17 protein-coding genes, 1 pseudogene and 2 riboswitches are annotated in these 25,063 nt (G+C 72.8%); of the genes and pseudogenes, 12 read left to right on the forward strand and 6 right to left on the reverse strand.

Annotated elements, in window-relative coordinates; genetic code table 11:
- Together AC5R91_RS21880 and AC5R91_RS21885 are read right to left on the reverse strand one after the other, a co-directional pair.
- Nucleotides 1-1,113 carry a fatty acid desaturase family protein gene (locus AC5R91_RS21880; RefSeq protein WP_495393192.1) on the reverse strand — a complete coding sequence of 371 codons (1,113 nt, stop codon included), beginning with the start codon at nt 1,111-1,113 and terminating at the stop codon, nt 1-3.
- 121 nt (nt 1,114-1,234) lie between these two features.
- Nucleotides 1,235-2,314 carry a ferredoxin reductase gene (locus AC5R91_RS21885; protein WP_495393193.1) on the reverse strand — a complete coding sequence of 360 codons (1,080 nt, stop codon included), beginning with the start codon at nt 2,312-2,314 and terminating at the stop codon, nt 1,235-1,237.
- Between the two features lie 515 nt (nt 2,315-2,829).
- On the opposite strand from AC5R91_RS21885, the gene AC5R91_RS21890 reads away from it, so the two are divergent.
- Nucleotides 2,830-3,423, forward strand: coding sequence for an HdeD family acid-resistance protein (locus AC5R91_RS21890; protein ID WP_495393194.1), 594 nt, complete (start codon nt 2,830-2,832; stop codon nt 3,421-3,423).
- Nucleotides 3,424-3,629: 206 nt separating this feature from the next.
- Here the strand turns inward: AC5R91_RS21890 and AC5R91_RS21895 are convergent, their stop codons facing one another.
- Nucleotides 3,630-3,965, reverse strand: coding sequence for an SDR family NAD(P)-dependent oxidoreductase (locus tag AC5R91_RS21895; protein ID WP_495393195.1), 336 nt, complete (start codon nt 3,963-3,965; stop codon nt 3,630-3,632).
- A 549-nt stretch (nt 3,966-4,514) separates the two neighbouring features.
- On the opposite strand from AC5R91_RS21895, the gene AC5R91_RS21900 reads away from it, so the two are divergent.
- The 4 genes and pseudogenes from AC5R91_RS21900 (at nt 4,515) to AC5R91_RS21915 (ending at nt 6,940) form a co-directional block, all read left to right on the forward strand.
- Nucleotides 4,515-4,937: a TOBE domain-containing protein gene (locus tag AC5R91_RS21900; RefSeq protein WP_495393196.1), complete on the forward strand. Its 423-nt coding sequence runs from the start codon at nt 4,515-4,517 to the stop codon at nt 4,935-4,937.
- Nucleotides 4,938-5,232: 295 nt separating this feature from the next.
- Nucleotides 5,233-5,510: pseudogene (locus tag AC5R91_RS21905) on the forward strand (Hsp70 family protein); the annotation flags it as partial.
- Between the two features lie 81 nt (nt 5,511-5,591).
- Nucleotides 5,592-5,858, forward strand: coding sequence for a UBP-type zinc finger domain-containing protein (locus AC5R91_RS21910; protein WP_495398028.1), 267 nt, complete (start codon nt 5,592-5,594; stop codon nt 5,856-5,858).
- Between the two features lie 83 nt (nt 5,859-5,941).
- On the forward strand, nt 5,942-6,940 hold the full coding sequence (locus tag AC5R91_RS21915; RefSeq protein WP_495393197.1) for an SRPBCC family protein: 999 nt from the start codon (nt 5,942-5,944) through the stop codon (nt 6,938-6,940).
- A gap of 210 nt (nt 6,941-7,150) precedes the next feature.
- Here the strand turns inward: AC5R91_RS21915 and AC5R91_RS21920 are convergent, their stop codons facing one another.
- Entirely contained in the window at nt 7,151-7,846 is a 696-nt protein-coding gene (locus AC5R91_RS21920; RefSeq protein ID WP_495393198.1) for a TetR/AcrR family transcriptional regulator, read from the reverse strand.
- A gap of 157 nt (nt 7,847-8,003) precedes the next feature.
- Between AC5R91_RS21920 and AC5R91_RS21925 the strand changes: the two genes are divergently transcribed.
- Nucleotides 8,004-8,771: a HesA/MoeB/ThiF family protein gene (locus AC5R91_RS21925; protein WP_495393199.1), complete on the forward strand. Its 768-nt coding sequence runs from the start codon at nt 8,004-8,006 to the stop codon at nt 8,769-8,771.
- A gap of 334 nt (nt 8,772-9,105) precedes the next feature.
- Here the strand turns inward: AC5R91_RS21925 and AC5R91_RS21930 are convergent, their stop codons facing one another.
- Nucleotides 9,106-10,875 carry a hypothetical protein gene (locus AC5R91_RS21930; RefSeq protein ID WP_495393200.1) on the reverse strand — a complete coding sequence of 590 codons (1,770 nt, stop codon included), beginning with the start codon at nt 10,873-10,875 and terminating at the stop codon, nt 9,106-9,108.
- Between the two features lie 1,015 nt (nt 10,876-11,890).
- Here AC5R91_RS21930 and AC5R91_RS21935 point away from each other — a divergent pair.
- From AC5R91_RS21935 to AC5R91_RS21945, 3 genes are all read left to right on the forward strand, one after another.
- Nucleotides 11,891-12,895, forward strand: a complete 1,005-nt coding sequence (locus tag AC5R91_RS21935; RefSeq protein ID WP_495393201.1) for an AAA family ATPase — start codon at nt 11,891-11,893, stop codon at nt 12,893-12,895.
- Nucleotides 12,896-13,944: 1,049 nt separating this feature from the next.
- Complete coding sequence (locus AC5R91_RS21940) at nt 13,945-15,174, forward strand: DUF58 domain-containing protein (RefSeq protein WP_495393202.1); 1,230 nt, start codon at nt 13,945-13,947, stop codon at nt 15,172-15,174.
- Entirely contained in the window at nt 15,171-17,924 is a 2,754-nt protein-coding gene (locus AC5R91_RS21945; protein ID WP_495393203.1) for a transglutaminase-like domain-containing protein, read from the forward strand. The genes AC5R91_RS21940 and AC5R91_RS21945 overlap by 4 nt, the downstream gene beginning before the upstream one ends.
- Here the strand turns inward: AC5R91_RS21945 and AC5R91_RS21950 are convergent.
- A complete protein-coding gene (locus tag AC5R91_RS21950) occupies nt 17,915-19,603 on the reverse strand; it encodes a serine/threonine-protein kinase (protein ID WP_495393204.1) in 1,689 nt (562 codons plus the stop codon). The genes AC5R91_RS21945 and AC5R91_RS21950 overlap by 10 nt on opposite strands.
- Before the next feature lie 391 nt (nt 19,604-19,994).
- Between AC5R91_RS21950 and AC5R91_RS21955 the strand changes: the two genes are divergently transcribed.
- The 3 genes from AC5R91_RS21955 (at nt 19,995) to gcvP (ending at nt 24,497) form a co-directional block, all read left to right on the forward strand.
- Nucleotides 19,995-20,177 carry a hypothetical protein gene (locus tag AC5R91_RS21955; protein ID WP_495393205.1) on the forward strand — a complete coding sequence of 61 codons (183 nt, stop codon included), beginning with the start codon at nt 19,995-19,997 and terminating at the stop codon, nt 20,175-20,177.
- A 120-nt stretch (nt 20,178-20,297) separates the two neighbouring features.
- Complete coding sequence (locus AC5R91_RS21960) at nt 20,298-21,056, forward strand: PIG-L deacetylase family protein (protein ID WP_495393206.1); 759 nt, start codon at nt 20,298-20,300, stop codon at nt 21,054-21,056.
- A 151-nt stretch (nt 21,057-21,207) separates the two neighbouring features.
- Nucleotides 21,208-21,303, forward strand: a riboswitch (glycine riboswitch).
- Nucleotides 21,304-21,431: riboswitch (glycine riboswitch) on the forward strand.
- Nucleotides 21,432-21,488: 57 nt separating this feature from the next.
- Nucleotides 21,489-24,497, forward strand: coding sequence for an aminomethyl-transferring glycine dehydrogenase (gene gcvP / locus AC5R91_RS21965; protein ID WP_495393207.1), 3,009 nt, complete (start codon nt 21,489-21,491; stop codon nt 24,495-24,497).
- Nucleotides 24,498-25,063: the final 566 nt, after the last annotated feature.

Genomic DNA, 25,063 nt, shown 5'->3' on the forward strand with positions numbered 1-25,063 from the left:
TCAGGCGGCGCGGGGGACGACCGGTTCGGTCCGACCGCCGCGCGCCGCCGACCGCACCGGGCCGGGCAGCGCCAGGCGGGTGATCCGTCGCCAGACGCTCGCCGTCTGCCGGGGCAGCGAGCCGGTGGTGTAGGGCAGGCCGAAGCGCTCACACAGCTCGCGCACCCGCGGGGCGATCTGCGCGTAGCGGTTGCTGGGCAGGTCCGGGAAGAGGTGGTGCTCGATCTGGTGGCTGAGGTTGCCGGACAGAAGGTGGAGGAGCGCCGGGCCGCTGACGTTGGCGGAACCGAGAAGCTGCCGCAGGTACCACTCGCCCCGGCTCTCCTCGGCGATCTCCTCCTCGGTGAAGGTCCGGGTGCCCGCCGGGAAGTGGCCGCAGACGATGATGGTGTGCGCCCAGACGTTGCGGGTGACGTTCGCGGTGAGGTTGCCCAGCAGGACGGGGAGGAACGCCGGACCGCCGAGCAGCGGGAACGCCACGTAGTCCTTGAGCCCCTGGCGGGCGGCCTTGCGCAGCGCCTGACCGAGCTGGCCCATGGTCTCGTTCCAGTCCTTCTCGCCCTGCCACGCCCTGTCGATCTCCGCGTCGTAGATCGCGATGCCCCACTCGAAGACGGCTGCGAGGCCCAGGTTGTACAGGGGCTGGGCCAGGTACACCGGGTGCCAGGGCTGCTCGGGGGAGACCCGCAGCATGCCGTACCCGAGGTCCCGATCCCGGCCGAGCACGTTCGTGTAGGTGTGATGGGCGTAGTTGTGGGAGTGCCTCCACTGCTGGGCCGGGGACGCGAAATCCCATTCCCAGGTGGTGGAGTGGATGTCCGGGTCACGCATCCAGTCCCACTGACCGTGCAGGACGTTGTGCCCGATCTCCATGTTCTCGAGGATCTTGGCGACGGCGAGCATCGTCGTGCCGGCCAGCCACGCCGGTGGCACGAGGGACGCGAACATGACCGCCCGGCCGCCGATCTCGAGCCTGCGCTGGACGGCGATCACCCGTCGGATGTAGCGGGCGTCGCCTTCGCCGCGGCTCGCGATGACCTCCGCCCGCAGCCGGTCGAGTTCCCGGCCGAACTCCTCGATGTCACGGGCGCTGAGGTGCGTGGGTGCTGACATCCGCGTTCTCCTCACAGGTCCGGTTCCGGCTCTCGGTTCCGGTGGTGGCTCGCAGGTCCGTGGTGGCTCGCAGGTCCGGTTCACCTCAGAGGTCCGGTTCACCTCAGAGGTCCGGTTCACCTCAGAGGTCGAGGTCGACGTCGCCGACGGCGGTGGACACGCAGGTCTGGATGAGGTCGCCCGGGTCGCCGTGCTCCTCGCCGGTGCGCAGGTCCCGGACCCGGCCGTCGGCCAGGCGGGCCAGGCAGGTGCGGCAGACCCCCATGCGGCAGCCGCTCGGCATGGCGACGTCCGCCTCCTCGCCCGCCGCGAGCAGGGGTTCGCCCGCGCCGACGGGTGCCTCCCGTCCGCTCCTGACGAAGCGCACCCGCCCGCCGGGCCCGGTGGACGGGCGCGGCACCGGTTGGAACCGTTCCGTCCGCAGCCGGTCGGCGATGCCGGCGCCCCGCCAGTACGCCTCCGCGCCGTCGAGCAGCTCCCGCGGCCCGCAGACCCAGGCCATCCGATCCGGCAGATCGGCGCAGACGGCGGCCAGGTCCGCGATCGTCGGCCGCCTCGCCCGCCGGCCGGGCGCGGGACGGGTGTGGTGCTCGTGCAGGTGGAGGGCGGGGAACCGGGCCGCCATCCGGCGCAGTTCGTCGCCGAAGATGACCTCCGGCCCGTTGGGTGCGATGTGCGCGAGGAAGACGTCGGGCAGGTCCCCGGCCAGGGCGAAGCCGCGCAGCATCGACATCACGGGGGTGATGCCGCTGCCGGCGGTCACGAACAGCAACCGGGGCGGCACGTCGTGCGGCAGCACGAACCGGCCCGCCGGCTGGCTGAGCCGGACGATCCCGCCGGGCCGCAGCCGGTGGACGACGTGGTGGGACACGAACCCGCCGGGAGCGGCCTTCACGGTGATGGTGACGAGACCGTCCGGGCGGTCGGGCGGGGACGACAGCGAGAACGTCCGCCAGCGCCACACACCCTCGATGTCCACGCCCACGCCCACGTGCTGCCCGGCGAGGTGCCGCCGCCAGCCGCGACTCGGCCGCAGGACGACGGTCGAGGCGTCCGGGGTCTCCGGTATCACCCCTTCGACCCGACCGGCCAGGTGCCGCCGCGACCACAGCGGGTTCATCATGGCCCGGTAGTCGTCCGGCGCCAGCGGGCTCGTCAGGACGCCTGCCGCCGCGGTCAGCATCGGCCTGATAGTCAGCATCGATCGAGTCACCTCGCCGGCGGCCATACCGGACCAGACATCTTTCCGAACAGGATCCCGGTGATTTCGAGCGGGGGCACAGCGATTTCGGGTCGGCTCGACGGCAGGCTACACCGAAGCCTTGGATCGTCGATTCGATCAATGTGTGGCGTGGCGTGGCGTCGGCGGCGGCCGGGAGAAAGCGTCTTCTCCCGGCCTGTCCTGTCCCGATTAGTCCGTTAGGGCGGCCGGCGGTCCGCCGAGATGATTTCCGGTGTCCATGCGTGGTCGGCGCGGCGGTGGGAATCAGCGTGCTGACCTGTGGTCCAGGAGTGGGGGACGGATCCCGCCAGACGGGACGACCCCGACAAGACGGGGGTGGGACTGTGATCGATCAACGGGCTGCGGACCGAAGGACGCAGTCGCGGTCATCCGGTATTCCGTGGTATGCACTTCTCGCCGTCGGTGTGGCTTTCAGCCTGTTCGCATTGGCGATCCCGCAGTTCGACATCAATTCCCTGAAGAGGATCGCGGTGATGCTGGGGATCGTCCTGCTGCTGGGGGCGGCCAGCGAGGTGCTGGCCGCGGGGGCGACCGCCCGGGACTGGCGGTGGTCCCATCTGCTGCTCGCCGCGCTGTTCGTGGTGGGCGGGATCGTGGCGCTGGTCTGGCCGGATCCCACCTTCAAGGTGGTGGCTCGGACGGTGGCCTGGTTCTTCCTGATCAAGGGCGTCTACGACATCATCAACTCGTTCGCGGCCCGGCGCGCCGAGCAGCACGCCGAGGTCGAGGCGGATGGGCGGGCGCCAGCGCAGTGGTGGATGCCGCTCGTCGTCGGCGCACTGGAGATCGGGGCCGCGTTCTGGGCGGTGGGCTACCCGCGGGACTCGCGGTCGCTGCTGGCCCTGTGGGTCGGGCTCGCCGCCCTCGCGCTCGGCCTGACGAAGATCGCTATGGCCCTGCGGCTACGGGGTGTCCGGGCGCCCGCGCCCCTGGACGGCCTGCACCTGGACGATCTGACGACCGCCGGATTCGGCGGCCGGGCGGTCGCGGAGGGCGGACGCCTGGAGGGGGGCCGCGCCCAGCGGACGACGACCACCGGCGACCGGTACACGACCGGCGACCGGTAGGCGACCGGTACACGACCGGCGACCGGTACACGACCGGCGACCGCTAGGCGATCGGCGGACGGGCCCACGCAGGGCCTCGCGGACTCGGCGCGGGACCCGGTGGACCGGCAGGGCGAGATCCCCTGCCGGTCCCCGGCCGGTCCGCTGCCGGATGTTCCTTCAGCCCCGGCCCGGGACCCACCCGGAACCACCCGGCGCTGCCCGTCTCAGGCTCTGGGGCCGCCGGCCAGGACGGACCAGCCGGCGTCGACGCGCAGGACCATGCCGGTCGCCGGGCGCAGGGCGGGGTCGAGGGCCAACCCGACGGCGGCGGCGACGTCCGCCGGTTCCAGGACGCGGTGCAGCACCGAGTCGTCCGCCAGCGCCTTCTCGCGTTCCGCGTCGAGGATTCCCGCCACCACGGCGGCCGCCGCGTCGGCATCCCGCCGGTAGTTCACGACCACGTGATAACCGCGGCGGGCGAGGTCGGCGGCGATCGCCGCCCCGATTCCCCGCCCCGCCCCGGTGACGATCGCCGTCGCTGTCGTCGGTGTGTCTTTCATTCCGTCCTCGTTGCGGATGCGCGAGTAGACCGTGGACCTCGGCCGATTCCCGGTATCCCGGGTGCCGCCATCCGCGAGGCGGGGGGCGGCATTCGGCCCGACGCTTCGGCGGGTGCCGAGGTGAGCCGCGCCAGACGCCGGCGAGAGCTGTCATCGCCTGTACTCTATCCGCCGGTCGGTCCGTGGACGGGGTGTGGCCGGAACGTTTCGGCGGGAATATCCGGGTAGACCGGTTCGAGCCGCTTTGCTCCGTCCTGACCCGGAGTGGATAGCCCGGAACGCCGATCCCGGGCGGAGTACGCGGGGGACGACGGGCGCCTGTCGAGCGCTTTCGGATACCGGCAGCCTTCTCCGAAATGTGGGATCTGCCACATCCGTGTGGCCACTCGCCTACGCTTTCTGGACGCAAAGGGAGACGCATCCGCGGCGTTTACCCGCGGCTCTTTTCGGTACGTGCGGAAATCAGGGCGCGATCGGAGCGAGCGCGTGTCCCAGGTGAACGAGTAGAACTGAAGAGACGCCCTGGGTAGACCGACGAAAGGTGGAGCCGTGAGTCTGACCATACGTAACCAACTGACCGGAACCGTCACCGACATCACCGAAGGTGCGGTGATGAGCACCGTACTAATCGCATTGTCTGGCGGACAGAATGTGACGGCCGCGGTGACCATAGATGCGATCAAGGAACTCGGCCTGTCGGTGGGCAGCACCGTCGAAGTGCTGATCAAGTCCACCGAGGTTTCCCTGACCACCGGCAGCGTGGACGGTCTGAGCATTCGCAACCAGCTCCGTGGCACGATCTCGAGCCTCGAGACCGGCGGCGCGATGGCCGTCGCGCACATCGCCCTCGACAGTGGCGGCGAACTCACCTCGGCGATCACCCTGGCCGCCGCGACCGATCTCGGCCTTGCCGAGGGTTCCTCCGTCACCGCCCTGATCAAGTCGACGGAAGTGGCCCTCGCGGCAGTCTGACCGGGCCCGACACGATGCCGACGCCCGCGCCGCCGCGGCCGTGCGAACGGCCACGGCGGCGTCACCCCGTGGTCGGGACCGCCGCCCGGCGACTGTTCCGACCACGATGCGCGTGCAAGAGGGTCGTCCCCGCCACGACGAGACCCCGCAGCCGTCGAGCACCGCCCGCGCCGCTCGGTATCGGGGCCGGCCGGGTCCGTGACCTGCCGGGATCTGGCGTCACACCTCGGTTGGTTCCGGTCCACGGGGGCAGCCTTCGCGTGACCCGCACGCCGCGGACCCTCGGGAGGGCATCGTGGGTAAGGCTGTAGAAATCGACCTGGGGACGACGAACTCGGTCATCTCCGTGGTGGAAGGCGGCCAGCCGAACGTCGTCCCCAATGCCGAGGGAGCCCGGACGACCCCCTCCGTGGTCGCGTTCACGGAGAGTGGGAGAGGCCGGTCGGGTAGCTTGCCCGCCGGCAGGCAATCCTCAATCCGAAGGGCACGACAACCGCGGTGAGGCGGTTCATCGGCCGCCGGTACAGCGAGGTGGCAAGCGAACTGCGGACCGTCACCTACGACATCGCACCTACGCCGCGAGCGGGGTCGTGCTCGACCTGCTCGACCGGATCGGCGAACTCGAACGGCTGCTGCGAGTCCGAGGGGTCGATCATGACCACTGCCGGGGTGGATCCCCATCTCGCGCTGGTCCGGCCCGTTGTTCCGCACACCGCACGCGGTTGTGAGGACTGCCTGCGGGTCGGCTCCGTCTGGGTGCACCTGCGGCTGTGCCTGACCTGCGGCCACGTCGGCTGCTGCGACTCCTCCCCGCTGCGCCACGCCCAGGCCCACGCGCACGCCACCGCCCATCCGATCGTGCGCTCCTTCGATCCGGGCGAGCACTGGCGCTGGTGCTACGTCGACGAGACCTTCGTCTGACCGGGATCAGGAGCCCATCACGAACGCCCACGTCCGACCGGCGCGGCCGGCCGGCCGGCCGAAGTCGAAACGGGGGATCAGCGATGAGCACGCAAAGCAGTCAACAGCGGTTCCGTGACCCGCAGGCGGCGCGCCAGCTCGGCGACCAGGGGGAACACGGCGACGCGCGAGGTGCCGTCCGCCTGGACGCCCTCGGCAGCGCGCTCGGCTGGTTCGGCGTCGGCCTCGGCGCGACCGAGCTCGGGGCGCCCGACCTGGCCGCCCGGGCCGTCGGAGCCGACGACTCGGTCGTCTCCAGGACGGTGACGCGGATCGTCGGCGGCCGCGGGATCACCGACGGGGTCGGCGTGCTCGGCAGCGAGCAGCCGGGCCGGTGGCTGTGGAGGCGGGTCGCGGGCGACCTGCTCGACCTGTCGGCGCTGGCGCTCGTCGCGGCCCGGCGCCGGGTGGCCGGCGCCGGCCTGACCCGCCCGCTGCTGGCCGCGGGCTCGGTCGTCGGCGTCACCGTGCTGGACGTCATCGCCGCCCGCCGCCACAGCCGCGCGGAGGCGCCGGGCCGTCTGGTGCGCGCGAGGTCGAGCACCACCATCCGCCGGGCCCCCCAGGACCTCTACCGCCGGTGGCACGACTTCGAGTCGTTGCCGACGTTCATGTACCACCTCGACTCGGTGCGGACCACCGACGGAACCTCGCACTGGAAGATCCGGGGGTCGGCCGGGAGGAAGATCAAATGGGATGCCCGGATCGTCGCGGACCGGCCCGGCGAGCTGATCGCCTGGCGGTCGGTCGGCCGCTCGGACGTCCGCAACGCCGGCACGGTGCGCTTCCGCCCGGCGCCCGGGGGTCGGGGGACCGAGGTCCAGGTTGACCTTGAGTACCAGCCGCCCGCCGGAGCCGCCGGCGTCGCGCTCGCGAAGGTGCTCGGCGAGGAACCCGGTCAGCTTCTCGCCGAGGACCTGCGCCGCTTCAAGCAGCTCATGGAGACCGGCGAGGTCGTCCGGTCCGAAGGAAGTCCGACCGGCTCCCGGCCGGCCAGCCGCCTGCTGCGCCAGCACCCGGCCCAGCCGCGCGGACGGTCGTGACCCGAAGGGACTCCACGCATGCGTGCGAACTGCTGGCTCGGTCGGGGCGAGGTCGAGGTCCGAGAGGTCCCGATCCGCAGATCCTGAACAGCCATGACGCGATCGTCCGGATCACCAGGACCTGCCGAGCGGGTCATCGTCATCGACCGGTTCCCCCGTGGTGCTCACCCCCTGACCGGATGGCCAGATGACCGGATGGCCCGATGACCGCTACCCGGCCCGCGGCCCGCCCGCGGCCGCCCTGCCCCGCACCCCGGGAGGCTGCTCGTCCTGCGTCTCGCCGCGCATCACGGTGAGCAGCTCGGATTCCGGCGGGGGCGGCGGCGCCGATGTCGCGGCGGCGGCCTGCAGCCCGTCGAGCAGGATGGCGATCAGCCGCGCGGAGCTCTCCGGGGCGTGCGCGCCGGCACGGTGGATGAGACCGGCGTTCGCCATCAGGATGATCAGAATGTCCTGCGGGGCGAAATCGGCGCGCAGCGCCCCCGCGTGCTGTGCGCGGCGGATGATGCGCACCACGTCCCGCCGGGCGTTGTCGCGTGCCGCGTCGATCGCGGCGTCCGAAAAGGTGTCGCTGGTCAGCAGGTCGGCCAGCCCGCGATCCGCCGCCTGCATCCGGCACAGCGCCGTCAGGTAGCCGCGCAGGGCATTCCACGGATCGGGTTCGGCCGCTGCCGCGGCCGCCATCTGCGCGTATTTTTCCATCTGCTCGGACAGGGCGGCGGCGACGAGCTGGCAGCGCGAGCCGAAATGCCGGTAGAGCGTGGCGTTCCCGACGTTGGCACGCTGCGCGATCTCATCGAGTGAGGCCTGGATGCCCTGCTCGGCGAACACCCGGCGAGCGGTCGCCAGAATCGCCTGCCGGTTACGGCGGGCGTCCGCGCGGGTGGCCGGTGCAAGATCGGACATCCAGTCATCCTAACCGCGGGCGGGGAGGCGACCGGCGTTCTTGGTACTGTGGTCGGCGAACCGGGGATTTGTCCCCGGTGGGGGTCAGAAGCACGCAAACGCGGGAAACTAGCGCCAACTTCTGGAAAGCGTCGGCCACACCAGACGAGGGCAGGTCATGGACACCCAGCGCTTCACGCGCCAACTGATGGCCGGTTTCGGCCCCGGTGAGCAGGAGCGCCTGAGCGGGGCGACGGTGCTCGTGGCCGGGATCGGCGGGGTGGGCGGCGCCGCCACCACCTATCTCGCCGCCGCCGGCGTCGGGCGACTGGTGTTGGTCCATCCCGGCCCGCTGGAGAAGCCCGATCTGAACCGCCAGACCCTGATGCGCCCCGACCGGATCGGCGAGCCCCGAGTCCTGATCGCCGCGGACACCCTGGGTATCCACTACCCGGAGGTCGCGGTGGAGACCTGGGACCGGGGCCTGTTCGATCCGTTGCTGCCCGAGCTGGTGGCCGCCGCCGACGTCGTGATCGACGCCCGGCACAACTTCCCCGAACGCTTCCAGATCAACCGGTTGTGCCTGGACGCCGAGGTGCCCCTGGTCGTCGCGGCGATGAACGCGACCGAGATCCAGTTGCTCACCGTCGACGGGGACAGCGCATGCCTGCGATGCGTCTTCGCCGAGGGCGACCCCGACTGGGATCCCCTCGGGTTTCCCGTCTTCGGAGCGGTCGCGGCGACGGTCGGGTGCCTCGCGGCGATGGAGGTCATCAAGCTGATCTCCGGGTTCGGTGAGCCGTCCATTGGCCGGCTGCTCGTCGCCGATCTGTGGGATCTGGACATCCGCACGCTGTCGGTGGCGCGCGACCCCGCATGCGCGGACTGCGGCTCCCGGCAGCGGAGGCCTCGCGCCTCCCGGCCGGCCGGCGCCTCAGCGCGTTAGGGTGCGCGCCGCGTTGTCAGCTTTTCTCGGGGTGGCGTAGCCGCGCCCACCTACGGCGCGATCGCCTGCCGATCCGATCACGCGACGGTAGGAGGATCGGTCCGCGGCAATCCTGGCCACAGGACGGTCAGTAGATGCTGGAGTTCCATTCCGGTTCGGCGGGCGGGCGGGCCCGGGCGTGATGCGGGCCGGAGCCACGCCTGGTCGGCGGGCCGTCCGGCGCCAAGCCTGCGCGGGGCCAGTCGGTGTCCGGGGGTGGCCTGGGCCTACGCCGCGGTGGCCGGCTGTCCGGCGCCAAGCCTGCGCGTGGGCGAGTCGGTGTGCAGGCCGGGTATCAGGTGGGCCGGCGGGGGGAGTGGGGCTGCGTCGTCGGATCCCCGCCGGGAAGCTCGACGAACGTCTGCTCCGGCTGGGTGGTGATGCCCGGCCGTGGGCTCGGGGTGTCCGTGGGCTGCGGGGGACGCGGGACGGGCGATGTCGTCGTCGGCGGAGGCGGCGGCGGGGTGACCACGTTCCCGGTTGCGGGGCCGGGGGTGACGGCCGGCTGCGGTCGCGTCCCCGCCCGCTCGGTGGTCGCGGGCGCCGGGCGCGGTTCGACGGGTGTCGCCTGCGGTCGGGGTGGCGGGGCCGGCAGCGGGAGGGCTGGAGCCGTGCCGGTCTGACCCGGCAGCCCCGATGGCTGCTTCGCTACCGTCGCCCGCCGCGTGCCGTCGATGAGCACGGCGTCGGGACCGGCCGGATCGTTCACCCACACCTGATCGCCCTCGGCGGTCACGGTGATCCGCGCGGTGTCCGCGGCGCTCGCCGGCTCGGGAATGGACCCGGGGACGACGACCGGCGGGGTGAATCCGCGGGTGCGTGTATCGAAGACCCAGACCATCCGGGCATCCTGGTCCGGGATGTAGATCATCCCGCCATGCCCGACCGGTGGGCCGAGCCGCCGTGGAGCCACCGGCCCCTCGTTCCCCTCGCCCCCATCGCCTCCGCGGCCCGCTTCGCCCCCTCCGGCCGCTTCGTTCCCTTTGGCCGTGTCGCCGCCCGTGTGGGCGTCCCCCTGAGGCGCCGCCGAGCCCTCTGGTGATCCCGCAGGCCGATCGATGTCGGGGAGCCCGGTCGGGACCGCGGGGTCGGCGGAGGCCGCGTCGCCGCCACCCCCCGCTCGGACTGCGCCGTCCCCCGGCGGGGATGGACTTCCCCCCGCTCGGGCCGTGCTGCCCCCCGGCTGGGCCGTGCTGCCCGCCGGCTGGGCCGTGCTGCTCCCCGGCTGGGCCGTGCCACCTACCGCTCGGGCCCTTCCATCACCCGGCACGGCTGGCAGGCCATGCACGGTCACCGTGCCGTCGTGGACGTCGGCGAGCAGGAGCCGTCCGGCAACCGTGTCGAGTATCGGGACGGTGCTCCGCTCTGTCGCGTCGGCCGCAACCACCACCGGGTCGGACGGTGCGGACGCGCTGGTCAGGGTCACTGGCAACGTGATCGCCCGGCCAGGCCGGTCGCCGGTGAGCGGGATCGCCGTCCCGGCCGTGCCGTCGACGACCACCGGGCGATCCTGGGCCAGCACCATGTCGATCTGATGGTCCGGTCGGGCGACGGGAATCGGTGCCGACGCCACGCCATCGCGGATCGGCACCACGGAGCCGCTGGTACGAACGGGCGCCCACAGCGTTCCGTCCCGCGTCCGGACGACGGCGCCGAGGGCTCCGCCGAGGTCGATGACCGGTCCGACGTCGGTGAGCAACCGTCCGTCCAGGCGTCGTACCCGCCCACTCGCACCATCGACGGCGTAGATCACTTTGTTCGCTGCGATCACTGTCGTGTCGGGACGCAGCGTGGCCGTTCGGGCGGGGGCCAGGCGTTGCGGCTCGATCAGGTGGAGCAGGCCGGCGTCCTCGTCGCAGACGAGGAGATCCGGGCCGTTGCGCAGGACGGACAGCCGATGCCCGACCGCGCCGGGCACGGTGACGGCCGCGTCCGCCCGCCCGGTCGTGCTCTGCAGGTGTGTGACGACGCCGGTCGACTCGCTCGCGAGCCAACTGCCGCCGGTGGTGAGGTCGAGGGCGAACGGTGGCGTTCCGGGTGCGGCGGCGGCCAGCCCGGCGCCCACGCACAGAGCCGCGCCGGCCGCCGCCGTGATGACGCGACGCAGCCGCCGTCCGAATGCGGAGATGGCGTGGTCTCACTTTCCCTGATCATGGCCGGCGCGCGGGCGCGGCAAGGCAGCTCCGGCGGCCCGGCCGCGCCGGGTGTTGTTGGTCCTCGGCGCCGGAGTGCAGGCGGTTGGTAGGGGGCCGGTGTCATCCGGCCGTGGTCAGGCGCGCGTTCGAGAACCGCAGCCGGCCGGGAAGGCCGAGCAGATCGCGGTACGTCCCCCGAGCGGGCCGGTCTCACCTGGTGGGACGGACCGCTCGAACGGGTCGGTGTCCCGAACGGGTCGATGTCTGTGTGGGCGTGCCACCCCGCCCGCCCACACAGACACCGCGGGGGAGCGCCGCGGGAGGGGTGCAGCGCTCACCGCATCCCGGCGCCATACCCAACGGCACGCGGGAGTCTGTTGATATTCATGTGCTGGCGTCGACTATCCCGAGATGGACCACTCGGGCGGGTCATCCCTCTTGGTAGGTAAGACGCGGTGTCCGCCGGACAGGTTGCGACGCGCCTGATGCCTTTCGTGACATCGCCTCGGGGGAGTCGCGCAGCATGCCGACACCGGTGCGGCGCGTGCATGTCGGTGTGGGCTTCCTGGCCATCAGATCGACAACTAATTCAGGCTATGGAACAACGAAACGGGGGTGCCCGTCGTCTACCGCAGCGGAACGGATCGTCTCCGTGCCGGCGACGGCCGCCGGAGTCACCGTTCCCGGGCGGATCTCCCCACCGCCCGTGGGCGGACCGGGCCGGTCGCCCCCCTGTCCGGCACGGTCCGCCTCTCGACTCGCACCAGCCCGCCCGCACCAGCCCGCCCGTACCAGCCCGCTCGCAGCAGGTGCGACCGGTAGCAGCACGACACGCACCAGCCCGATCGGTCCCGACGAGGAGGAGCCCGACCCGGTGATGAGCAGCCAGCCCGCGCGGCGAGGACGGTCAGCGTTCCCTACCCCGACCGGACCAGGAGGCAGGGCATGACGAACAGGAACGACGACCGCGACCACCTGCGCGGCGACCAGTCCGGCGTGGCCGCGTTCTCGGCCGCCTTCCACGACGTCGTCGCGAATGTCGAGAAGGTCATCCGAGGCAAGCGGGAGGTTGTCGAGCTCGCGACGATCTGCCTGTTCGCCGAGGGGCACCTGCTCGTCGAGGACGTTCCGGGCCTGGGCAAGACCTCACTGGCCCGAAGCCTCGCGGCCTCGGTCAACGCCGGCTGCCACCGCATCCAGTTCACGCCGGACCTGCTGCCGGCGGACATCACCGGGACGATGGTGTACGACCAGCGTGCCAACGAGTTCGGCTTCCGCCCCGGACCCGTTTTCGCCAACCTCGTCATCGGCGACGAGATCAACCGCGCCTCGCCGAAGACGCAGTCGGCCCTGCTGGAGGTGATGGAGGAAGGGCGGGTCACCGCCGACGGCACGGGCTATCCCGTGCCCCGTCCGTTCATGGTCGTGGCGACGCAGAACCCGATCGACATGGACGGCACATACAGCCTGCCCGAGGCCCAACTGGACCGGTTCCTCATGCGGCTGAGGATGGGGTACCCGTCAGTTGATGCCGAGCTGGAGATCCTTGAAGGCCGGCAGGTGGGACGGCGGATCGAGGACCTGAGGCCGGTGATGCGGGCGGAGGACGTCGTGGCCCGAGCGGCGCAGACCTTCGCCGTCCACGTCGCGCCGGCGCTGCGCCGCTACCTCGTGGACCTGGTGGCCGCCACGCGGACCATCCCCGACATCGTCCGGTTGGGGGCGAGCCCACGGGGCAGCATCGCGCTGTTGCGCGCTGTCCAGGTCAGGGCCGCCGCGCACGCCCGGGTGTTTGCCACTCCCGACGACGTCAAGGCGGTGGCCGGCTCTGTCCTGGCGCATCGTCTGGTGCTCAGCCCGGAGGCCGAGCTGCGGCGCGTCATCGCCGAGGATGTCGTCGACGAGATCCTGCAGACGGTGCCGTCACCGCGCCGGCTCGTCGGAATCTGATCGTGTCGTCCCCCGACGACCGTCGACAGGGCGGCGACCGGGCCGACCGTGGGCTGCTCCGGGTCATCGACGCGGACACGACGACCACCCCGTTGCCTGCCTTGATGCCGCCTGCCTCGATGCTGCCTGCCTCGGTGTCTTCGTCTCCAGCCTCCCTCGCCCGGACCATGCGGCGCCGGACGGGACGGTCCGCGCCGGACCGGCCCGACCCCGGGCGGACCGTGCGCGGGCTCGGTGAGCGTCACCGTCCGCCTGCCCAGGAGCCGCTACCGCGGCCGGCCGCGGCCGGCCGGCGAGTCGCCCCGGCGGGCCGGCAGGTCGCCTCGACCGGTGCGGACGCCGCAGAACGGGCGGGCTCCACCCCGTCGGGTCGGTCCCCCTCCATGGACGGACCCGCGGAACGCGCTGCTTCCAGGACGGCGGAACCGGACGTGGTCACGGCGGAATGGCCGGCACCGGCCCGAAACGGGCCCGGCCCGTCGGAACCCGTCTCGTCGAGTGCGGGCGCATCGGGAGCTGGACCGGTGGGGCCCGATCGGTCTGGTCCCGGGGGCGCTGCGTCTCCGGCGGAGCAGGGCTACCCGTCGGCTCATGGACCCGTGGGGAGCGGGGAACCGCCGGGAAGGGCTCGCCTGAGGGTCACCCCGCTGGGATGGGGGATGTGCGTCACCGTCGCGGCCCTCCTGCTGGGCGGCCGGGTGCTGCGATACGCGGAGCTGGCTGTACTCGGCGGGGCGGGGGCCGCGGCGATGGGTCTTGCGGCTGCTACGGCCGTTCGCCGCCCGAGGGTGTCGGTGACGGTCCGCGTGTCGCCCAGACGGGTCACCCGGAGCGAGGCCGCCACCCTCACCGTCACGGTCCGCAACCTGTCGCGGTGGCCCTCGCCACCGTTCACCCTTTATCTGCCGCATGGCCCTGCCGCCGCCCGTCGGGACCCACCGGGGCCGGGCGCCCCCCGTGCGGGGCGGCTACTGGCCGCTTCGGACCTGGTGGAGACGTGGTGGGAACGGCGTACGTCGACCATCGCCGCCCGTGGAGGTGACGGCCGCGTGTACACCCTTCCGGCCGCGCACCCAGGGGCATCGCGCGCCGCCGGCGCTTCTGGCGACGACCCGCCGCGCGCTGTCGACGCCCTGCACGCACCACACTCCAGGCCGTCCCGCGGTTCTGGCACGGATGGCCGGGGCGCGGCCGGGGCGCCGGATTCGTATCCCCCGGACGGGCCGGACACCCTGGCCGCCGCCGTGTCCGTCCAGGTATCCCGGCTCGTCGGCTCGGGCTGCCGGACGATCGAGCTGGCCATGGACACCAGACGGCGCGGGGTGGTCCGGCTCGGCCCCGCCGAGGTGATCAGATCGGATCCGTTCGGGCTCACCCTGCGCCGGCAGCGGCTGGCGGCGGCCGACACCCTGCACGTCCGGCCGCGGACCCGGGCGCTGGCGGCGCTGGCCTCCGCGCCCTCGCGCGACCCGGATGGGCAGACCGGACAGGGCACGGCCGGGGGGCTGGAGATCCACACCCTGCGGAGGTACGCGCCCGGTGAGGATCTCCGCCTCGTGCACTGGCCGTCCAGTGCGCGGGCGGGTGAACTGATGGTCCGCACCCACGTCGATCCCAGCGAGCCGGCTGCCACCGTCGTCCTCGACAACCGGCCGGCCGCCTATCCGCCCGGCCGGGTTGGCGTCGCGACGTTCGAGGAGGCCGTGGACATCACCGCCGCCGCGGTGATGACCTGCGCGCAGGAGGCGTTCGGGGTCCGGCTCGTGACGACCGCCGGGTTGCGGGTGGCAGGCCGGCGCCGCCGACGGGACGCCGACGTGCTGATGGACGAGCTGGCGGGAGTGCATCTGGACGACAGCGCCTCGCTGGACGTCGTTGCGACGCTGCGGCGCGGCGGGCTCGGCACGCTGGTGCTCGTCACCGGCGGATTCGACCGACAGGCGCTGGCCGCACTCGCCCCGGTGGCGCACGCATACGGGCGCGTCGTCCTGGTCCGGGTGGGCCCCCGCAGCCCGGCCGCCGCCCGGGCCATCGACCGGCGCGACTCCTCCGACCGGGCCCGCCTGCGGACCGCATCGCCCGGCCGGGTGGTGGGGATCGGCGTGCTCGGCAGCACCGTCCCCACCGGTGGTACGCACCTGGACGGAACCACCACCCGGGCTGCCGGGCGGCTGACGGTGATCGACATTCCCGACGCCGAGGCGCTCGGCGACTACTGGCCGACCGGCGAACGGAACCGGCGATGGCCGCGGGGCTCCCCACGGACGGGCCGGTCATGACGCAGATCGGTGGACCGCCCGGCGGGGCCACGCGCTCGGTGTCCGGCTCGAGCGGGGGGCATGTCGTCGAGGTCCACCTTCCCGCCCCTCGGGAGGAGCCGGTGCTGCCTCGCCTGGCGGCCCTGGTGGTGGTGGCGGGACTCGCGATCGTGGGCGGGTTCGGGTTCCGCCGGGTCTTCACTCTCCCCGATCTCCAAGTGATCATCCCTGCTGCCGCGGTCGTGCCCGTGATCACAACCGCGGTGCTGGGTCTGCGACGCCGGCCGGTGCCACTCGCCGGGACGGTCGCGACCTGGGTCGGGGGGTTCGTGGTCTGGGCCACCTGCACGGTAGCGGCCGGTGCGGGCGGGTTCTGGGCGCGGTTGTCCCTGGTCCGTTCGGGTGTCATGCGCGGATGGGCGCGCCTGCTGGACGCGGCCGTCCCGGCACCGCCCGACGGGGCCCTCCTGCTCGTACCGGCGGCGCTGACCTGGCTGGCCGCCGCCGTCGGCGCGGAGCTCGTCGTCCGCACCAGGGCCCGGCTCCTGCCCGCGTTGCCCGCTGCCCTCGTCCTGGCGGTCGCGGTCGCCTACGCGGCCCCCGTGCCGGGATCCGACGCGTCGCTCGCGGCCGCGTTCGCCGCGCTGGCCGCGGTCCTTGCCCGGATTCGTGGGAGCGGCCCGTCCCGGTCACCGGGAGGGTCCGCGGCCGCCCTCCCAGGCCCCGCCGGGCCGGGCGGCGGCTCGGGTGGGGCCTCAGGGTCCCCCCGATCCGGGCCAGGCCTGCTGCCCGTGGCGAGCCCGCGAGGTTGGGCGGCGCTCCGCCTCGCGGCGCGGTCCACCGTCGCCGTGGCCGTCGTCGTAGGCGCCGGTCTGGCACTCGCGCATGGTCCGATCGGGCCGGATGGGCGACCGCCCGTCGACCCTCGCGACCACCGCACAATCGTGCCGGCACCGCTTGCCGCCCTCAACCCCCTGAGTCGGCTGGCCGGCTGGACCGCCCATCCCGACCAGGTCCTGTTCCGGGTGGGTCTGTCCCCGCAGCCGTCGGGGCCGGTCGCGCTTCGGCTTGCCGTCCTCGACTCCTACGACGGCGCTACCTGGTCCACGAGCGGCCGTTACCTGCCTGCGGGACGGGCGATCATCGGCAGGCCAGACGACCGGGGGCAGGCCGGAGGTGCCACGAGCCAGGATGGTGGTCGGCCGTCCACGCCGGTCACCCAGGACCTGACCGTCGTCGACCTTGGCGGCGATCTTGTGCCCGCCCTCGCCCGGCTCGGCCAGTTCACCGTGGTCCCCGCCGCCGGCACGGTGTCGTCCGCCTCGTCCGCCTCGGCCACCGCTCGCACGCCGCATCCCCCGGGCGGGGGTGATCGCTCCACGGCGGCTTCCGTGAGGCCGGCGGGCCAGTTCGCGGTCGATCCGGAGGACGGCACACTCGTGCGGACCATGCCGCTGCACCCCGGAAACCGGCTGCGCCTTGTCTCCACTCCGCCGGCCACCATGACCGCCGACAGGCTGCTCGCCCTAACCGTCTCCGCGACGCCGTCCAACGCCCCCTACCTCGCGGTGCCCGGAGGGGTCCCCCCGGTGCTGCGGGAACTGGCCTCCGTCGCCACCGACGGCGGCGTGACGCCGTACCAGCGGGCCGCCCTGCTGCGCCAGTACCTGATGGCGAGCTTCAGCTTTGATCCCACCGTGCCCGCCGGGCATTCGCTCGCCCACATCGACCACTTCCTCGGCCAGACCCGACGCGGCACCTCCGAACAGTTCGCCACGACGTTCGTCCTCGCGGCGAGGCTGCTGGGCCTGCCCGCCCGTCTCGTCGTGGGATTCACGGCCGCCAACCCATCCGGCGCAACCCGCACGATCCGGGGCGCCGATGCCCTGGCCTGGGCGGAGGTCAACTTCGACGGCGCCGGTTGGCTGCCGTTCTTCCCCACTCCCCGAGCGGGGGACGAACGCGGTGCGACGGTGGCCGGGTCCACCCAGGGCGAGTCCTCCGCGCAGACCTCACTCGTGGAGGCGGTGCTGCGTTCCACCGTCTCCGTACCGCCCGGTCGGGCGGACGCCACCCCGCCGGGGCAGGCACCACCTCGTTTCGCGGACCGGCGATCGCCATCCCCCGGCTGGGTGGACCTCGTCCTTCCCTCGGCGACGGCCGTCGGCGTCACCGCCGTGCTCGGCTGTCTCCTTCTTGGCTGGCTGCTGCCGATCGCGCGGCGTCGGCGGGTGCGGCGCGCCGCGAAGGGCAGCAGGGCGCGGATCGTCGTCGCCTGGCAGCGGGCGATCGAGACGTTCGCTGATTCCGACCGGGCGATGCCGCGGGCGGCCAGCCCGAGCGAGGTGGTGGCCCTCGCGGCGGGCCTGGTCGACGACGCCGGACTCACCGCGCTGCGTGGGCTGGCCGACCTCGCCACGCTCGCTCTGTTCGACGACGGCACGCCCGGCCGCTGGGATGAGGGACCCGGCCGGCGTGCCGCGGATGAGGCGTGGCGCCTGCTCGACGGCCTCGAGCAGGCGGTCCGTCGCGCCGTCCCCCGCCATCGCCGACTCGGCAGGCGGATCTCGCCGCGCACGGTCCGCGCCGAGCTGCGCAGGCTGCGCCGGACGGCGCCGGCGCCCCAGCGTGCCGCCCACCGACCGGCGGGGCCGGGCGGACCATATGCCCCCGCCCCCGCGGCCGAGCGCCGCCGCCGGACCCCCGCACCGGGATCCGGTCCGCCTTCGCGGCGAACCGAACGGGCCACGGCCGGCAGGGATCACAGGTAGCCCGGGCAGGTCGGCACCCCCGGAACGGGCCCGCTGCCCCCGCTCACCGCCGTGGCCGGCAGATACCCCCAGCCCTTGCGGTAACCGGCGGCGTTCACCCGGCCGGCGTCACCCTGGGTGTACAGCCACCACGTGTTCGCGTTGCCGTGGATCACCGGATTGGGCCGGCCGTCGAGCTGGCAGATCACCCAGACGGCCGACGCCTTCTTCATGTAGCCCGAGTCGTCCAGCTCGCCCCCGGCACCGCGGGCCACATTGGCGTAGACCAGGGAAGCCACCGAGGAGGCGCAGTAATGGCGCGTCCGCCACACTCGCCCGCGATAGTCGGTAGTCGGGGCCGATCGGGCGGTGCACGATGCGTCCGAACCGATGCCCCGCGGCGGAGGGACGACGGGCTGCGCCCCGGCGCCAGCCGCGGTGGACGGCGGTGCCGGGGCCACCCCGACGCCGGCGGCGCCCTCCGTCGGGCCGGATTGCTCCCCCGCGACCGTGGCGGCTCGCTCGTCGTCGCCCCGCGTCGAGGGCGCCCGGGTCAGGAGAAGGACCGCCAGCACCACGACGGCCCCGGCGAGGACCGCCATCGGCGCGGCCAGCAGCGCCCGGCGCCGCCGTGCCGACCGAGGATCGGGACCCGGCCCCGATGCGGCGGATCCCGGCGAGGGCGGCGCGGTTCTCGGCGAGGGTGGCTCGGTTTTCGGCGACGGGCCGCCCGCGCGCGGCGCGGAGGCACGTGGCGACGGGCCGCCTGCGCGCGGCGCCCCACCGGACGTGGATGCTCCGCGAGGCCCGCGCGGGCCAGCCGACCACGTCATCGGTGCGGCAGTCGCCGCGATCCCGGACGAGCGTTCGTGAACCGGCGGCACCCGAACGAGCGGGAAGCCCAGCCCTGTCAGCGCGTCCGCGACCTCACGGGCGGAGCCGGGCCGCTGGTCCGGCCGGGCCATGAGGGTCCAGGCCAGCAGATCACGCAGCGCGGGTGGCACGTCGTTCCGGGTCTCCGGTGCGATGTCGCCGTCGAGAATGCGCCGCAGTATCTGGGTCGGAACCCGTCCCGGGAACGGCAGAGTTCCGTTGACGAGGGTGAACAGGGTCGCGCCGAGGGCGAAGATGTCGGCCGGCTCCTCCGGATTCTCGCCGAGCAGGACCTCGGGGGCGGCGTATCCGGGGGTGAACGCCGCGGAGATCGTTGCCGCGTGCATTCCCTCCGTGATGCTGGCGATGCCGAAGTCGGTCAGGACCGGATCACCCGGCCCGCGGAGAAGGATGTTCGCAGGCTTCAGATCCCGGTGCAGGATGCCGCGGTCGTGCGCGGCGGCGAGGGCGTCGGCGATCGGTACGCACAGGGCGACCGCCTCCGTGACCGGCAGCGGACCGCCGTTGCGCAGCAGGTCCGCGAGTGACCCGCCGGAGAAGTACTCCATGGTCAGGTAGGGCCGATGATCCCGGGTGGTGCCGGCGTCGAAGACCGTGATGATGTGGGGGTGGCCGGTGAGCCGCCCGGTGGCCCGGCACTCCCGCACGAACCGGCGTTCGGCGGCGGGATCACTCAGGTCGGAATGCAGCACCTTGATCGCCACCTGGCGGTCGAAGATCTCCTGTTCCGCGAGATAGACCGTGCTGAATCCGCCGTGTCCGATTGTTGTGAACGAGCGGTAGCCCTCAATCAATACCGGCTCCACCTGGTTATCTGCATTCGTCGGCGTACCTGGCCCGTTCTGTCGCTATTCCGGCCCTGTCACCACGGCGCAGCGACCGGGGCCTCCCCGTCCGACCGGCTACGGACGATCGATCACGCTACACGGACGGTGCGCGGCGAATTCGCCGGCATCCGGGCCGCGGCGCGTGAGCCGGTCCATGGCGGTTCCGGCCTGTCGCGGGCGGGTAGTCCCACACCGGGCGGCTTGCGGGAGTGGCGGGCGGCTTGCGGGAGTGGGCCGTGCGGGGGCCGGGCCCGGCCGGGCGCCATGCACAGCCGCGTGCGGGGCGGCCCACCATCCGGGCGGGTGTGTGGCCGCGACCATGGGCCGATCGGGCCATGCCGATCGCGGCCGGGGACAGAAGGAGGCAGCCATGGCTCAGGCGATGAAAGGACGCACGAGGCCCGCCGGCGCGGGCACCTCCAACGACGAGATGGCCAGGCAGGTCGCGAGCCAGACCTCGTCGGACCGGATGGCCGAGAAGATCTTCCGTCGGGAGAGGGACGGCGCGCTGACGGACACCGAGGCAGCCAAGAGCGAGGCGTTGCAGCACTGAGGCGCAGGGGGGAGGGGGGAGGCCGGCCCTGCGTCGCCACCAGGCCCGCGACGAGCGTCACGGCCGGTCCCGGGCCCGATGTCCGTGCGGAGCGTCGGCGGTTCGGCGTATGGATGAGCGATGCAGGAAGACACCCCCGAAGCGGGCCGGCCCTTCACCGACGACGGCACCCCCGAACCGGTCTGGCGGGCCTGGCAGCCGGGATGGTCGGAACTGGACCTCGACCCCTCGCCGCCGGCAGTGATCGTGGTGGCCCCCCATCCGGACGATGAGGTTCTCGGCGTCGGCGGGCTGCTCGTCCGCCTGCACGCACTCGGCGCCGCGATCACCGTCGTCGCGGTCACCGATGGTGACGCATCTCATCCCGGATCGCCGACGCTGGCCCCGGCCGAACTGGCCCGGCGGCGGGTTGCCGAGCAGCATGCCGCGCTGACCGCGCTGGGGCTGGCGCAGGTGCCGGTGCACCGGGTCGGGCTGGGGGACGGGCGGGTCGCCGGGCATGAGGCGGCGGTTGCCGACCAGGTGGAACCGCTGCTCACCCCCGGCTGCTGGGTGCTGACCACGTACACCGGGGACCGCCATCCGGACCATGAGGCCACGGGGCGCGCGGCGGTGCTGGCGGCGGAGCGGGCCGGCGCGCGGCTGCTGGAATACCCCGTCTGGACCTGGCACTGGGCGGTTCCGGATGACCCCAGGGTGCCGTGGGCGAGGGCTCGGACGGTGTCCCTGCCCGTCCCGGTGCAGGAGGCCAAGCGGCGTGCGGTCGACTGCTACACCAGCCAGATCGCCCCGCTGTCTGACGACCCGGCGGATTCGGCGGTCCTCGGGGAGCCGGTGCTGGCCAGGCTGCTGCGCCCCTACGAAACGCTCTTCGTCTAGTCCATCGTCGGAGCACGTCGCCCGGAGCACGTCGCCCGGAGCACATCGTCGAGCGCGTGTCGGCGAGAGCCGGCCCCGATCGGACGATCGTTGGCCAGGGATCGCGATCGCGGCTAGTCTGCGGGGCAACGAACTGCATACCGCTGCCGCTCACACCCGTGCGGGAGAGTCCCGGCCGCCACCTGCCGGGACGCCGAAGGAGCAAGCTCTCCCCATAAACTCTCAGGCCCCCAACCGCCGGGTCAGGCAACTCTGGAAAGTGGACATCACGGTGTCCCGCCGACGGTGAAAGCCGCGGCCGTCGTCCGCGGGTCCTCGCTCGGACCCATGGCGTCGGCGGCCGGTGAAGCTCTCAGGCCAAATGACAGAGGGGGAGGCCCGCCGCGGCGTCGGCTCCGTTGTCGTCGTCGCCCGACCTCCGGAGCGCTCATCATGCATGACGGCACCGATCACGAGGACGCCTCCGCAGCGGCCGCCACCAGCAACGTCACCGGTCCGGCGGCCGTGGCCTATCCGCAGTTCGCCGACCGGCACATCGGCCCGGACGCCGGGGCCCAGCGCTCCATGCTCGCCGCGCTCGGGGTGGTGTCGCTGCGGGCGCTGACCGACGCCGCGGTCCCGGCCGTCATCCAGGACCGCAGCCTCGAGCTGCCCGCTGCGCTCGACGAGACGGCGGTTCTGGCGGCGCTGCGCGCGCTTGGACGCGACAACCGCCCCGTGCCGTCGATGATCGGCCTGGGCTTCCACCCCGCGGTGCTGCCCGGCGTCATCCAGCGCAACGTCCTGGAGAACCCCGCCTGGTACACCGCATACACGCCGTACCAGCCGGAGATCTCCCAGGGCCGGCTGGAGGCGCTGTTGAACTTCCAGACGGTGATCACCGATCTGACGGGTCTGGCGGTGGCCGGAGCGTCCCTGCTCGACGAGCCGACCGCCGCGGCCGAGGCGATGCAGATCGCGCTGCGCACGGCGAAGGGGTCCCGCGCGACGTTCCTCGTCGACGCGGACACACTCCCCCAGACGATTGCGGTCGTGGCGACCCGGGCGGAGGCGCTGGGCGTGACCGTCCACGTCGCCGACCTGTCCCGTGGCCTGGCGGCGGGCGACCCCGCGGCCACGGACGCCGGGGTGCCCGCGGAGGTGCTGGACTCGACGTTCGGGCTGCTGCTGTCCTACCCGGGGCCGGGCGGGGCGCTGCGCGACCCGCGGTCGGTGATCGCCGAGGCGCGTGAGCGGGGGATCGTCGTCACGGTCGCGGCAGACCCGCTGGCGCTGACGCTGCTGCGCTCGCCCGGCGAACTCGGCGCCGACATCGCCGTCGGCAGCACCCAGCGTTTCGGGCTGCCGCTGTCGTTCGGCGGGCCGCACGCCGGCTACCTGGCGGTCCGCAAGGGTCTGGAGCGGTCCCTGCCCGGCCGGCTGGTCGGGGTGTCGGTCGACGCGGACGGCGCACCCGCCTACCGGCTCACCCTGCAGACCCGTGAGCAGCACATCCGCCGGGAGAAGGCGACGAGCAACATCTGCACCGCCCAGGTGCTGCCCGCCGTGCTCGCCTCGATGTACGCCGTCTACCACGGCCCGCAGGGTCTGGCCGGGATCGCCTGGCGGATCCACGGCCTCGCGGTCCGGCTCGCCGAGGGGCTGCGGGCCGGTGGGGTACCCACCGGCGCCGATGCCTTCTTCGACACCGTCGTCGCGGCGGTGCCGGGCCGGGCCGCCGAGGTGGTGGCCGAGGCGCTGGCTCACGGCGTCAACGTGCGGCTCGTCGACAGCGACCACGTCGGGGTCTCCTGCAACGAGACGACCACGGAGGCGGATCTGCGCGCCGTCTGGGCCGCATTCGGGGTGCCCGCGGCGGCATCGGCCGAGGTGACGGCCTCGTCGGCCTCGTCGGCGCTGCCCCGTGAGCTGGTGCGCACCGACTCCTACCTCGAGCACCCGGTCTTCCACGAGCATCGCTCCGAGACGGCGATGCTGCGCTACCTGCGCCGGCTGTCCGACCTCGATCTGGCCCTCGACCGGGGCATGATCCCGCTGGGGTCCTGCACGATGAAGCTCAACGCGACCACCGAGATGGCCGCCGTCACCTGGCCTGAGTTCGCCGACATCCACCCGTTCGCGCCCCTCGACCAGGCCGGCGGATACCTGACGATGATCCGCGATCTGGAGGACTGGCTGGCCCGGATCACCGGATACGCGGGCGTTTCGGTGCAGCCGAATGCTGGCAGCCAGGGTGAGCTCGCCGGCCTGCTCGCAATTCGTGCCTATCACCGCGACAATGCGCTGCCCGGTGCACCGGTCCGCGACGTCTGTCTCATTCCCTCCTCCGCGCACGGGACGAACGCGGCGAGCGCCGCCATGGCCGGGATGCGTGTCGTCGTGGTCGCCTGCGACGACGACGGTAATGTCGACCTCGACGATCTTGCCTTCCGGGCGCGGGCGAACGCCGATGTTCTTGCCGCGCTGATGGTGACCTATCCGTCGACGCACGGCGTCTATGAGGAGGGCATCGGGCAGGCGTGCGCGATCGTCCACGAGGCCGGCGGTCTGGTCTATGTCGACGGGGCGAATCTCAACGCGCTCGTCGGGCTCGCGAAGCCCGGCGAGTTCGGCGCCGACGTCAGCCATCTCAACCTGCACAAGACGTTCTGCATCCCGCACGGCGGCGGCGGCCCTGGGGTCGGCCCGGTCGCGGTCGGCGAGAAGTTGCTGCCCTACCTGCCGAACCACCCGTTGCGGGCCGAGGCCGGGCCGGCGAGTGGGGTCGGGCCCATCTCGGGGTCGCCGTGGGGCTCCGCCGGCATTCTGATGATTCCCTGGGCGTACATCCAGATGATGGGGGCGGACGGTCTGCGTCAGGCCACCTCGGTCGCCGTACTGAACGCCAACTACATCGCCCACCGGCTCCGTCCGCACTATCCGGTGCTCTACGCCGGGCGGGACGGACTGGTCGCGCACGAATGCATTCTCGACCTACGGCCACTGACGAAGCGGACCGGTGTCACGGTGGACGACGTGGCCAAGCGGCTCATCGACTACGGTTTCCACGCGCCGACCATGTCCTTTCCCGTGGCCGGCACCCTGATGGTCGAACCGACCGAGAGTGAGGATCTGGCCGAGATCGACCGTTTCTGCGATGCCATGATTGCGATTCGCGCGGAGGCGGACAAGGTCGGTGACGGAACCTGGCCGCGCACGGACAACCCGCTGCGCAACGCACCGCACACCGCCCAGATGGTCACCGCCGACGAATGGCCGCATCCTTATCCGCGGTCCGTTGCGGCCTATCCGGTAGCCGCACTGCGGGCCGCGAAGTACTGGCCGCCGGTGCGCCGGATCGACGGCGCGTACGGCGATCGCAACCTGGTCTGCACCTGCCCGCCGGTCGAGTCCTTCGCCGCGCGGTCCGAGGAGGGCCCCGTTCTCGTCGCCGCCGGCTGACGGCGGCGCCGAAGCGGAGGGTGTGTTCCTCCCCGTGCGGGGTCCCACGTCGGGATGCGGGGGGCGCGATCGCGGGGTTTCGTGGCCATGTCAGCATCGTGACATGGCCGCGACCCCGGCCGTCCCGGCGTGGTGACAGTCAGGTCGGCCGGCTGGTGTCGTCGGGTCCTGGTGCGACGGAATGCCCGTGGGCCCGTTCCGGACGGGGCGGCGACCTCATTCGATGCCGGCGGCCGAACGTCGCCGGAGGACCACTCCTCGCAGGGGCGGAACCGTGCGGGTGATAGTCTTGTGTCTTTCCGTGAGAACGTGTGCGGACTTCGTCTGCTCCAACGCAATGCGTGGCCCCGGTGACCATCGGATCGTGGTGCGTGTGGAGAGGGCTGGCCACTCTTCCCGAGCGTGAGGGTTTGGTTGGGCAAGTCTTCCGCTGCGGCAGAATTCCGCCGGCTGCGCCGCTCGTGATGGCGGCCAGGTGGTACCACCGCTATTGACCGTTGATCGCGTCCCCCTAATAGTGGGTGGCCAGATGCTGTGGTGGAACGTGGGGTTAAACCACTCCGGCA

Source organism: Frankia sp. BMG5.60, from assembly GCF_059428125.1.